At 68.2% G+C, this 10,642-nt stretch carries 8 protein-coding genes; 6 read left to right on the top strand and 2 right to left on the bottom strand.

Going from position 1 to position 10,642, the window contains the following annotated elements; translation table 11 throughout:
• Positions 1–15: 15 nt before the first annotated feature.
• Both GVY41_RS08975 and GVY41_RS08970 read right to left on the bottom strand, forming a co-directional pair.
• Complete coding sequence (locus tag GVY41_RS08975) at positions 16–1,911, bottom strand: propionyl-CoA synthetase (RefSeq protein ID WP_161345637.1); 1,896 nt, start codon at positions 1,909–1,911, stop codon at positions 16–18.
• A gap of 216 nt (positions 1,912–2,127) precedes the next feature.
• Positions 2,128–4,443, bottom strand: a complete 2,316-nt coding sequence (locus GVY41_RS08970) for an NADP-dependent malic enzyme (protein WP_161346072.1) — start codon at positions 4,441–4,443, stop codon at positions 2,128–2,130.
• A 392-nt stretch (positions 4,444–4,835) separates the two neighbouring features.
• On the opposite strand from GVY41_RS08970, the gene GVY41_RS08965 reads away from it, so the two are divergent.
• From GVY41_RS08965 to GVY41_RS08940, 6 genes are all read left to right on the top strand, one after another.
• On the top strand, positions 4,836–5,237 hold the full coding sequence (locus tag GVY41_RS08965) for a cytidine deaminase (RefSeq protein WP_161345635.1): 402 nt from the start codon (positions 4,836–4,838) through the stop codon (positions 5,235–5,237).
• The gene (locus GVY41_RS08960) at positions 5,237–6,544 is read left to right on the top strand and encodes a thymidine phosphorylase (protein ID WP_161345633.1); all 1,308 of its coding nucleotides are present in this window, start codon (positions 5,237–5,239) and stop codon (positions 6,542–6,544) included. The genes GVY41_RS08965 and GVY41_RS08960 overlap by 1 nt, the downstream gene beginning before the upstream one ends.
• Positions 6,545–7,777 carry a phosphopentomutase gene (locus GVY41_RS08955; RefSeq protein WP_268234500.1) on the top strand — a complete coding sequence of 411 codons (1,233 nt, stop codon included), beginning with the start codon at positions 6,545–6,547 and terminating at the stop codon, positions 7,775–7,777.
• Complete coding sequence (locus tag GVY41_RS08950) at positions 7,774–8,766, top strand: adenosine deaminase (protein WP_161345631.1); 993 nt, start codon at positions 7,774–7,776, stop codon at positions 8,764–8,766. Before GVY41_RS08955 ends, GVY41_RS08950 begins: the two co-directional genes overlap by 4 nt.
• Positions 8,759–9,391, top strand: a complete 633-nt coding sequence (upp, locus tag GVY41_RS08945; RefSeq protein WP_161345629.1) for a uracil phosphoribosyltransferase — start codon at positions 8,759–8,761, stop codon at positions 9,389–9,391. The genes GVY41_RS08950 and upp overlap by 8 nt, the downstream gene beginning before the upstream one ends.
• Positions 9,392–9,462: 71 nt before the next feature.
• Positions 9,463–10,602 (top strand): SPOR domain-containing protein, encoded by a 1,140-nt coding sequence (locus tag GVY41_RS08940; protein WP_161345627.1) that lies wholly within the window; start codon positions 9,463–9,465, stop codon positions 10,600–10,602.
• Positions 10,603–10,642: the final 40 nt, after the last annotated feature.

Raw genomic sequence — 10,642 nt, 5'->3', positions numbered from 1 at the left:
CCGATCTTGCGCCTGTCAGGCCTGGCCGGGATAGCCCAGCGCCTTCAGCGCCACCGCGATTTCGTCCAGCACTGCCGGATCGTCGATGGTGGCGGGCATCTTCCAGGCCTCGCCATCGGCGATCTTGACCATGGTCGCGCGCAGGATCTTGCCCGACCGGGTCTTGGGCAGACGGTCCACGACGCAGGCCAGCTTGAAGGCCGCGACCGGGCCGATCTGGTCGCGCACCCGTTTCACGCAATCCTTCACCACCTGTTCGGGCGACTTTTCGGTGCCCTTGTTCAGGCACAGGAACCCCATCGGCAGCTGGCCCTTCAGCGCGTCGCCGACCCCGATCACCGCGCATTCGGCGACGTCGGGATGCCCCGCCAGCACCTCTTCCATCGCGCCGGTGGACAGGCGGTGGCCGGCGACGTTGATGACGTCATCGGTGCGCGCCATGATGTAGAGGTAGCCGTCGGCATCCTTGTAGCCGGCATCCCCGGTCTCGTAATATCCCGGGAAATGCGACAGGTAGGATTTGCGGAACCGGTCTTCGGCATTCCACAGCGTCGGCAGGGTGCCGGGCGGCAGCGGCAGTTTCACCGCGATGGCGCCCAACTCGCCCGCGGGCAGCGGGTGGCCGCCCTCGTCCAGCACCTGCACGTCATAGCCGGGCATCGCGACCGAGGGCGAGCCGATCTTGACCGGCAGCGCCTCGATCCCCAGCGGGTTCGCGGCGATGGCCCAGCCGGTTTCCGTCTGCCACCAGTGGTCGATCACCGGCAGGCCGAGGATCTGTTGCGCCCAGAGGATGGTGTCGGGGTCGGCCCGCTCGCCCGCCAGATAGAGGGCCCCCAGCGAGCGCATGTTGTAGTCGCGCGCGAGGATGCCGGCCGGGTCCTCGCGCTTGATGGCGCGCAGGGCGGTGGGGGCGGTGAAGAACGACTTCACCTTGTGGTTCTGGATCACCCGCCAGAAGGTGCCGGCATCGGGGGTGCCGACCGGCTTGCCCTCGAACACGATGGTGGTCGCCCCGGCGATCAGCGGGCCGTAGCAGATGTAGCTGTGGCCGACGACCCAGCCGACATCGGAGGCGGCCCAGAACACGTCGCCCGCCTCGATATTGTAGATGTTCTTCATCGACCATTGCAGCGCCACCAGATGCCCGCCGGTGGGCCGCACCACGCCCTTGGGCTGGCCCGTGGTGCCCGAGGTGTAGAGGATATAGACCGGATGATCGCCGCTGACCGGCACACATTCCGCCGGGTCCACCCCGAACTGGAAGCTGTGCCAGGCGAAATCGCGGCCCTCGATCAGCTTGGCGACTTCCTGCTCGCGCTGGAAGATCACGCAGAAGCTGGGCTTGTGGCTGGACAGCTCGATGGCGGCGTCCACCAGCGGCTTGTAATGCACCACCCGCCCCGGCTCGATCCCGCAAGAGGCGGCGATGATCGCCTTGGGCTGGCAATCGTCGATCCGGACCGCCAGCTCATGCGCGGCAAAGCCGCCGAACACGACCGAATGGATCGCGCCAAGCCGGGCACAGGCCAGCATCGCCTCCAGCGCCTCGGGGATCATCGGCATGTAGATGATGACGCGGTCGCCCTTTTCCACGCCCTTGGCGCGCAGCGCGCCGGCAAGGCTGGCAACACGGGCCTGCAGCTCGCGGTAGGTGATGCCCTTGGTGGAATGGGTGACGGGGCTGTCATGGATGATGGCCAGCTGCTCGCCGCGGCCCGCCTCGACATGGCGGTCCACCGCGTTCCAGCAGGTGTTGACCTGCCCGTCGCGGAACCACTCATAAAGCGGCGCCTTGTCGGCGAAGAGGGCCTTAGAGGGCTTCTGGGTCCAGTCGATCGCTTCGGCCGCCTGCATCCAGAACCCCTCGGGATCCGATTGCCAGCCCTGATAGATGTCTTGGTATGCCATAGTGTGCCTCCTCCGCAGCGTGTGCTTAGTTAGGCAGAGCGGCGCATTCACGCAACGATGTTACCGGCAACAGTGACCAATGGGCGCGGTTAATTTGCAGAATTTGCGGCAATGGGGCTGCGAAGTTTTGCAAAGCCTGCGGGGGCGGCAAGGCCGGTGCAAAAGCGCCGCGGGCTTTGCAAAGCTCGCGGCGCTATTTGCGGAATCAGTCCCGTCTTAGCCGTAATGCGCGACCGGCGTCCCCGCCAGCGCCGACATGTTCAGCAGCCCCCGCGTGGTGATCGACGGGGTGACGACATGCGCAAGGTTGCCCATGCCCATCAGGATCGGCCCGACTTCCAGCCCGCCCGCCTTCATCTTGAGGATGTTGCGCACGCCCGAGGCCGCATCGCTGTTGCCGAAGATCAGCACATTGGCCTGCCCGTCGAAGCGCCCGCCCGGGAAGATGCGGTCGCGCAGGCCCTGGTCCAGCGCCGCATCGACATGCATCTCGCCCTCATAGGCGAAATCGACCTCATGCGCGTCCAGCAGTTCCAGCGCCTCGCGCATCCGGCGGCCCGAGGAATTGTCGAGGTTGCCGAACTGCGAATGCGAGCAGAGCGCGATTTTCGGCGCAAGTCCGAAGCGCTTGACGTGCCGCGCCGCGCCCTTGGCGCATTCCATGATCTGCTCGGGCGTCGGTTCCGAATGGACATGGGTATCGGCGATGAACAGCGGCCCGTCTTCGAGGATCATCAGGCTCAGCGCCCCGACGGGGTGCAGCCCGCCCCGCGCCAGCACCTGCCGCACATAGTTGAGGTGCCACAGATATTGCCCGAAGGTACCGCAGATCAGGCTGTCGGCCTCGCCGCGATGCACCATCACCGCGCCGATGGCGGTGGTATTGGTCCGCATCACCGCGCGGGCGATGTCGGGGCTGACGCCGCGGCGGGCCATCAGCCCGTGATAGGTTTCCCAGTAGTCGCGGTAGCGGCTGTCGCTCTCGGGGTTCACGATCTCGAAGTCGCGCTCGGGCCGGATCGGCAGGCCGGCACGCTCGGCGCGCATGGCGATCACGTCGGGCCGGCCGATCAGGATCGGCTTGTCGGTCGTCTCTTCCAGCATCGCATTGGCGGCGCGCAGCACCCGCTCATCCTCGCCCTCGGCAAAGACGATGCGGCGGGTGACGGTCGCTGCCGCCTCGAAGACCGGGCGCATCAGCATGGCCGAGCGGAAGACCGAGCTGTCCAGCTTGCGCTTGTAGGCGGCCAGATCCTCGATGGGCCTTGTGGCGACGCCGGTTTCCATCGCCGCCTTGGCGACGGCCTTGGCGACGACGCCCATCAGCCGCGGATCGAAGGGCTTGGGGATCAGGTAATCCGCGCCGAAGGTCAGCTTCTCGCCGCTATAGGCGGCGGCGGCCTCGGCGCTGGTGGTGGCGCGGGCCAGCGCGGCGATGCCCTCGATACAGGCGATCTGCATCGCGTCGTTGATCTGGGTCGCCCCCACGTCCAGCGCGCCGCGGAAGATGAACGGGAAGCACAGCACGTTGTTGACCTGATTGGGATAGTCCGACCGCCCGGTGGCGATGATCGCATCGGGGGCCACAGAACGCACCAGGTCGGGCTGGATCTCGGGCGTGGGGTTGGCCAGCGCGAACACGATCGGCTGCGGCGCCATGCTGGCCACCATCTCGGGCTTCAGCACTCCGGGGCCCGACAGGCCCAGGAACAGGTCGGCGCCCACGATCACCTCGGCCAGGGTGCGCGGCTGGTCGCCCTGCGCATACTCCGCCTTCTGCGGGGTCATGTCCGCCTCGCGGCCCGCATAGACCAGCCCCGCCAGATCGCAGAGCCAGACATTCTCGCGCCGCACGCCCAGCTTCAGCAGCATGTTCAGGCAGGCGATGCCCGCCGCGCCACCCCCGGTGGAGACGACCTTGATATCCTCGAACCGCTTGCCCGACACATGCAGCGCATTGGTCGCCGCCGCGCCGACGACGATGGCGGTGCCGTGCTGGTCGTCATGGAAGACGGGGATGTTCATCCGCTCGCGGCACAGCTTTTCGACGATGAAGCAATCGGGCGCCTTGATATCCTCAAGGTTGATGGCGCCGAAGGACGGCTCCATCGCGCAGACGATATCGGCAAGCTTGACCGGGTCCATCTCGTTCAGCTCGATGTCGAAGCAGTCGATATTGGCGAATTTCTTGAACAGGACCGCCTTGCCCTCCATCACCGGCTTGGAGGCCAGCGGCCCGATATTGCCGAGGCCCAGCACCGCGGTGCCGTTGGTCACCACGGCCACCAGGTTCCCGCGCGAGGTATAGCGGGCGGCGGTGGCGGGGTCGGCCTTGATCTCGAGGCAGGCCTCGGCGACGCCGGGCGAATAGGCAAGGCTCAGGTCGCGGCCATTCGCCAGCGGCTTGGTGGCGCGGATCTCAAGCTTCCCGGGCCTCGGCTCCTCATGATAGCGCAGGGCGTCGAGACGGGCCTTGTCCTGCCGGGCCTCATCGAGCCGGGCCGCATCCTGCGGGGCGGCACCCTCGTTCATGTCGTCCATCAGATGGCCTCCCCCAAGATCGTTTAGCCTTGAACTATCCCGCGCGCCGGGCCTGCCCCGGCATACGCCGGTTGACGCAACGGCGCAAGCGGCAGGGCGGGCGCGGGCGGATACCCGTTGCTTTGCGCTCATCTTTCCCTTTGCCCGGAACAAGGCGCTTCAGCGCCGCCGGGCAGCGCCCGTCCGCCCCCTCGGGCGGGCGCTTTCCAACGTCAGCCCCTAGAATTTCGGGGGGAGATGCTGAACCATAAACCGCCTGGAACCGCCGTTGCTCGCCCACCCGGCGGACGGGCGCCGCCTTGGGGCGGTCCCAGCCACCCCTCCCGCTTGCATCGCCCGCCCCGGCGGCGCAGTCTTGCAGCAAACCCCAAGCGGAGGATCCGATGTCGCTTCTCAAGGCCGCCACCGATGTGCGCGAGAATGCCTATGTGCCCTATTCGCATTTCAAGGTCGGCGCCGCGATCCGCGCCGCATCCGGCACCGTCTATGTCGGCTGCAATGTCGAGAACGTCGCCTACCCGGAGGGCACCTGCGCCGAGGCCGGCGCCATCGCTGCGATGGTGGCGGCCGGTGAGACCGAGCTGACCGAGGTCTGCGTGATCGCCGACAGCCCTGAACCCGTCCCCCCCTGCGGCGGCTGCCGCCAGAAACTGGCCGAGTTCGGCCGGCATGAGGTGCCGGTGACGCTGGCCACGGTGGCGGGCAAACACTTCGCCACCACCATCGGCGCGCTGCTGCCCGGATCGTTCACCGTGCATCACATGACGCTTGCAGGGCGCGACTGATGGATGCGCGCGAGGTTCTGGCCCGGGTGCGGGATGCCAGGGGCCTGACCGCAGAGCAGGCCGACTGGTTCGCCCGCGGCCTCGCCTCGGGCGAGGTGACCGACGCACAGGCCGGGGCCTTTGCCATGGCGATCCGCCTCAACGGCCTCGATGCGCCCGGCCGCGTCGCGCTGACCCGGGCGATGCGCGACTCTGGCCAGGTGCTGCACTGGGACCTGCCCGGCCCGGTGGTCGACAAGCATTCCACCGGCGGTCTTGGCGACAGCGTTTCCCTGTTGCTCGCCCCGGCGCTGGCCGCCTGTGGCTGCTACGTACCGATGATCTCGGGCCGCGGCCTTGGGCATACCGGCGGCACCCTCGACAAGCTTGAATCCATCCCCGGCTATCGCACCGACCTGACGGTGGACGAGCTGCAAAAGCTGGTGCGTGAGACGCGCTGCATCATCACCGGCGCCAGCGCCGACATCGCCCCGGCCGACCGGCGGCTCTACGCGATCCGCGACGTGACCGCCTCGGTCGAAAGCATCGACCTGATCACCGCCTCGATCCTGTCGAAAAAGCTCGCGGCGGGGCTGGAGGCGCTGGTGCTGGACGTCAAGGTCGGCTCGGGCGCCTTCATGAAGACGATGGATCAGGCCCGGGCGCTGGCGCAATCGCTGGTCAGCACCGCGCAGGGCGCCGGCTGCATGACGACCGCGCTGATCACCGACATGAACCAGCCGCTGGGCTGCAGCGCCGGCAATGCGCTGGAGGTGCTGGAGGCGATGGAGACGCTGACCGGAACCGCCGTCAACCAGGCGCTGTGGGATCTGACGGCGGCGCTGGGCGGCGAGGCGCTGGCACTGGCCGGCCTTGCCGCCGATGCCGATGAGGGCGCGCAGAAGATCGACGACGCGCTGGAAACCGGCCGCGCCGCCGAGATCTTCGGCGAGATGGTGGCGGCGCTGGGAGGGCCATTGGATTTCGTTGAACGCTTCCCCGACCGCCTGCCTGCCGCCCCGGTGATGCGCGAGGTCCGCGCCGCCGGCACCGGCTTTGTCGCGGCGGTGGATGCCGAGGCGCTGGGGATGGCCGTGGTGCGGCTGGGGGGAGGGCGGCTGAAGAACGGCGACCGCATCAACCCCTCGGTCGGCCTGTCGGAACTGGTGATGATCGGCGAGCGCGTCTCGCCCGACCTGCCGCTGGCCATGGTCCATGCCGCGACCGAGGCCGAGGCCGACCGCGCATCGGCAGCCGTGCGCGCCGCCTATACGCTGGCCGATACCGAACCGGACGAGCCCGACCTGATCTATGAGAGGATCGGGTAGGTGGAGGCTGAGGCTGAAGTTCCGGGGCGGGCCTTCCTGATCGTCATGGACAGCGTCGGCTGCGGCGGCGCGCCGGATGCGCGCGCGTTCTTCAATGGCACCCGCCCCGATACCGGCGCCAACACGCTGGCCCATATCGCGGCCGCCTGCGCCGAAGGCCGGGCCGAGGAGGGGCGCAGCGGCTCCTTGCGGATGCCGGTGCTGGACAGCCTCGGCCTTGGCGCGGCTGTGCGGCTCGCCTCCGGCGCGGGCGCGCCCGGCTTCGGCGCCGACCCGCAAGGCCTCTGGGGCGCGGCGACAGAGGTCTCGCGCGGCAAGGACACCCCCTCGGGCCATTGGGAGCTGGCGGGCGTGCCGGTGCCGTGGGAGTGGAGCTATTTCCCCGAGACCGACCCCGCCTTCCCGCCGGAGCTGACCGCCGAAGTGGCGCGGCTTGCGGGGACCGAAGGCATCCTCGGCAACCGCCACGCCTCGGGCACCGAGATCATCGCGCGGCTGGGGGAGGAGCATATCCGCACCGGCTGGCCGATCTGCTACACCTCCGCCGACAGCGTGTTCCAGATTGCGGCGCATGAACAGGCGTTCGGGCTGGAACGGCTGCTGGCGCTTTGCGCCGCGCTGGCCCCCCGGCTGCACGCGATGAAGATCGGCCGCGTGATCGCCCGGCCCTTTACCGGCGCGCCCGGCAGCTTCCGCCGCACCGCGAACCGCCACGATTATGCCATTGCCCCGCCGGCGCCGACGCTGCTGGACTGGGCGGCGGGCGCCGGGCGGCAGACCCATGCCATCGGCAAGATCGGCGACATCTTCTCGATGCGCGGTGTGTCGGACCTGCACAAGGGCGCGGACGATGCTGCGCTTTTCGAACACCTTCTGACCTTGGCAAGCGATGCCGCGCCCGGCTCCTTGACCTTTGCCAACTTCGTGGAGTTTGACAGCCTCTACGGCCATCGCCGCGACGTGTCGGGCTACGCCCGCGCGCTGGAAGCCTTCGACGCGACGGCGGGCCGGTTTCTGGCGCGGCTGCGCCCTGGCGACCTTGCCATCTTCACCGCCGATCATGGCAACGATCCCACATGGACCGGCACCGACCACACGCGTGAGAGGGTTCCGGTGATCGGTTGGGGCCGGGGCTTGCGGCCGGTGGGGCAGGTGGCGTTTACCGATGTGGCCGCCAGCGTCGCGGCGCATCTGGGGATACCGGCGCAAGGGCCGGGGAGGAGTTTTCTATGAGTCCCAAGGACTTGCCCAAGGTCGAACTGCATTTGCACCTGGAAGGCGCGGCGCCGCCCTCGTTCATCCGCGGACTGGCGGCCGAGAAGAAGATGGATATCTCGGGCATCTTCGATGAGAAAGGTGGCTATGCTTTCAAGGACTTCTGGCACTTCCTTAAAGTCTATGAGGCCGCGACCAGCGTGCTGCAAACGCCTGACGACTACCGCCGCCTGACCCTCGCCGTACTGGAAGAAAGCGCCGCAAGTGGCGTGATCTACACGGAAATCTTCATCTCGCCCGACTTCTGCGGCGGCCGCGACCTGCCCGCCTGGCGCGACCACCTCGCCGCCATCCAAGATGCGGCCGCGGAGGCCGAGCGCGGGCTTGGCATCGTCATGCGCGGCATCGTCACTCCGATCCGGCATTTCGGCCCCGACAAGGCCCGCGAGGCGGCGATCTGCGCGGCGGAGACGGCGGGGGAGTTCATCGTGGGCCTGGGGCTTGGCGGCGACGAAAAGATCTGCAAACCCAAGGACTTCGCCTGGAGCTTCGACTGTGCCCGCGAGGCAGGGCTGCGGCTGACCTGCCATGCCGGCGAATGGGACGGCCCGCAAAGCGTGCGCGAGGCGGTCCGCGATCTGGGGGTGGAGCGCATCGGCCATGGCGTGCGCGCCATCGAGGACCTGGCGCTGGTCGATGAGCTGGCAGAGCGCGGCATCGTGCTGGAGGTCTGCCCGGGCTCGAACCTCGCGCTGGGGCTCTATCCCGGCTGGCGCAAGCATCCGATTTCAGAACTGCATCGGCGTGGGGTGAAGGTCACCGTGTCCACCGACGACCCGCCGTTCTTCCACACCACCATGGTCCGCGAGTATGACCGGCTGGCAGAGGCCTTCGACTGGGATGAGGGCGTGTTCGAAGAGCTTGCCCGCACCGCTGCCGAAGCCGCCTTCTGCGATGCTGCCACCAAAGCCAATATCTTGAAAAGACTGGAGAAGAAGGATGCTTGAGCACCTGACCGTCGTCCGCCACCCGCTGGTGCAGCACAAGCTGACGTTGATGCGCGACAAGACTACCTCGACCGCGGGGTTCCGGCGGCTGTTGCGCGAGATCAGCCTGCTGCTGGCCTATGAGGTCACGCGCGAGCTGGACATGACCACCTGCACCATCGAAACGCCGCTGGAGCCGATGGAGGCACCGATCCTCGATGGCAAGAAGCTGGCGCTGATCTCTATCCTGCGGGCGGGGAACGGGCTCTTGGATGGCATTCTGGAGCTGGTGCCGGCGGCGCGGGTGGGGTTCATCGGGCTTTACCGCGACCCGGAGACGCTGAAGCCGGTGCAGTATTATTCCAAGGTTCCGGCAGAGCTGGAGGACCGGATGGTGATCGTGGTCGATCCGATGCTGGCCACGGGGAACTCGTCAGTCGCGGCGATCGACCTGCTGAAGCAGGCGGGGGCGAAGAACCTGCGCTTCCTGTGCCTGCTGGCGGCGCCGGAAGGGGTGGCGCGGATGAAGGAGGCCCATCCGGATGTGCCCATCGTCACAGCAGCTGTGGATAGCCACCTGAATGACCATGGATATATTGTCCCGGGGCTAGGGGATGCGGGCGACCGTATGTTTGGCACAAAATAGGGCCATTAGCGCTTTACATGATTCGCGGCATGCGGCATCCTTGGCCTTGCTTTACCCGGGGGGGTCAAGAGATGCATGTTGCCAGATTGCTAACGGCTGCGTTGTTTGCGGCCGCCTTCGGGGCCGTTTCTGCCGGTGCGGTCACCTTCGACGAGATTGATGGCCCGGCGGAATTTCCGCCCGCCAGCTTTGCCGGCGCCCAATACGTCGATAGCAGTGGCTGCGTGTTCATGCGCGCCGGTTATGCCGGGCAGGTGACATGGGTGCCGCGGGTGGCGCGCGACCGCACGGTGATCTGCGGGCAGCGGCCGACCTTCGGCGCTGCGCCCTCGGCCCCCGTCATCGCCGCCGCACCCGCCCCGCGCGTGGCCCCGGCCCCGGCCCGAACCACGACGGGCCGGGTTGGTCGGCCGATGGAGACGATTGCCACCACAACAGCGCCGCCGCGGATCACCGCGCCTGCCGCCGTGCGGACAGGCGGGCCCGATCCGCGCAGCTATGCCGGCGCGCGGGTGGTGATGGCCCCAGCCCCCGTTCGCGCCCCGGCCCCCGTGGCGCAGCCGCGCAGCGTGGCGATTGCCGCGGCGCCGGTGGGGCAGACCGCTTGCCCGAACCGCTCGCTGGTGGCGCAGCGCTTCATGCTGGCCGACGGGCGCTATGCGATCCGCTGTGTGCCGCAGAGCGAGTATCCCAAGACCTATGCCAGTGCCGCCGAGATCGCGGCGATGCCGCAGGGCTTTGTGCAGGCGGTGCCTGTGTCCGTGCCGCCGGGCTACAAGCCCGCGTGGAAGGATGACCGGCTGAACCCGATGCGCGGGGTCGGAACGCCAACCGGCGAGGCGCAGATGGCGCAGGTCTGGACCGACCGCGTGCCGATGAAGGCTGTGCGGCAGCCGGTGCGGGTGGTGCAGGCCACCCCGCAGGTGACGGTGTCGAGCCGGTCAGTGCCGGCGGCGCAGGTCAGGGCCGCTCCGGTGCAGGCGGCTGCGGGCGGGCGTTATGTGCAGGTCGGCACCTTCGGCGAGCCGGCCAATGCGGCGGCCACGGCAGCGAAGCTCCGGGCGACCGGGCTGCCGGTGGCGACCAGCAAGATCCAGAAAAGCGGGCGCGCGCTGCAGATCGTGATGCTGGGGCCGCTTGCCCCGGCAGACGTGGCAGGCGCGCTGAGTGCGGCGCGGCAGGCAGGGTTTGCCGACGCTTACGTGCGCTGAGAAATTGCGCTGCGGTTCAGGCCGCGGCGCCAAGAGGTAA

It is taken from the genome of Frigidibacter albus, from assembly GCF_009908165.1.
Taxonomy (GTDB): Bacteria; Pseudomonadota; Alphaproteobacteria; order Rhodobacterales; family Rhodobacteraceae; genus Frigidibacter; species Frigidibacter albus.
This window is presented reverse-complemented; position numbering and strand designations above follow the sequence as displayed.